This is a genomic window from Trinickia camelliae (assembly GCF_053525655.1).
This window is the reverse complement of sequence record NZ_JBCHAA010000044.1, coordinates 1-1,213: the sequence shown is the minus strand read 5'-3', so window position 1 is coordinate 1,213 and position 1,213 is coordinate 1. Positions and strand designations below refer to the sequence as shown.

The following is a 1,213-nucleotide window of genomic DNA, read 5'->3' as shown; positions in this document are numbered from 1 at the left end:
TCCTCGGCGGAAATCAGCGCGAACCAGACATGTGTGGCTGACCATCCGCGCGGGTCACGCGTCGCGCTGCCCCAGCTGCCAAGCTGCTCCAGATACGGACTCCTCATGACTGTCTTCTCGAACAGTTTGCGGCGCGCGCAGTCCTCGAGCGTCGCGTCGGTCTCCACGTCGACAAAGCCGCCCGGTAGCGCCCAGCACCCCGGATACGGTTCGCCGGCGCCGGCTGGTCGCTGCACGAGCAGAACCTGCAGCACGTTATCGAGCACGGTGAAGATCACGACGTCGACCGTCGTGTACGGCAGAGAAAACTCGGGGCCCTGACGGACGCGTCGTCTGGAAGCAGAAGTCTTTTGTGTCATGGCGAACTCGAAAAACTTGACGACCCTCATTCTAGGTTGTATTGTGCAACTCATACAAGTTGTACTGTACAACTCAAAAGAGAGGCCTTCATCATGTTCGGGATTCGATTCATCAAGTCGCAGCCGACCGTTCACCTGATGCAGTTCCAAGCGGGAAGGGTGGTGCGCGAAGGCGCCGGGCTGTCGTTCTTCTACTACGCCCCGGCGACGACGCTGGTGTCCGTTCCGGTCGCAAGCCAGGATCGTCCTTTCATCCTCGAACTGGTCACAGCGGATTTCCAGAGCGTGACCGTGCAGGGTCAAGTGACCTACCGCATCAGCGACCCGCACCGTACCGCAGCGATGATGGATTTCTCGCTGGGTAAGGACGGCCGGTCGTATGTCTCCGAAGATCCGAAGCGGCTCGGGGAACGCGTCGCGATGCAGGTCGAGGTGATCGTGCAGCAGGCCGTGCAGGCGCTGGAATTGAAGGAGGCGCTGCGCGCGTCGGCGTCGATTGCCCGCACGGCGCAGACCGAACTCGCCAGCCAGCCCGAAATTGAGGCGCTGGGGCTCGAGATACTCGGTGTGTCGGTAATGGCCGTCAAGCCCACCCCGGACATTGCCAGGGCGCTCGAAGCCGAAGCGCGCGAGTCCAACCTCAAGGCCGCTGACGACGCCGTGTATCTGCGGCGCATGTCGGCAGTGGAAAACGAGCGCGCAATCCGGCAGAACGAACTCGATACCGACATCGCGGTCGAGCAGAAGAAGCGGCAGATCCGCGAGACGCAGATGGAAGCGAAGGCCACGTTGATGCGCAAGGAAAACGAGTTGCGTGGTGAGCAGATGGCGTCCGACATCGAACTCGAAGAAAA

At 61.3% G+C, this 1,213-nt stretch carries 2 protein-coding genes; one reads left to right on the top strand and one right to left on the bottom strand.

Going from position 1 to position 1,213, the window contains the following annotated elements:
* Positions 1-359, bottom strand: a 359-nt coding sequence (locus AAHK20_RS33430) for an NUDIX domain-containing protein (protein WP_449185792.1), incomplete at its 3' end; no start/stop codon positions are given.
* Between the two features lie 93 nt (positions 360-452).
* Between AAHK20_RS33430 and AAHK20_RS33425 the strand changes: the two genes are divergently transcribed.
* Positions 453-1,213 (top strand): SPFH domain-containing protein (locus AAHK20_RS33425; RefSeq protein ID WP_449185791.1); only part of this gene is annotated, 761 nt, incomplete at its 3' end.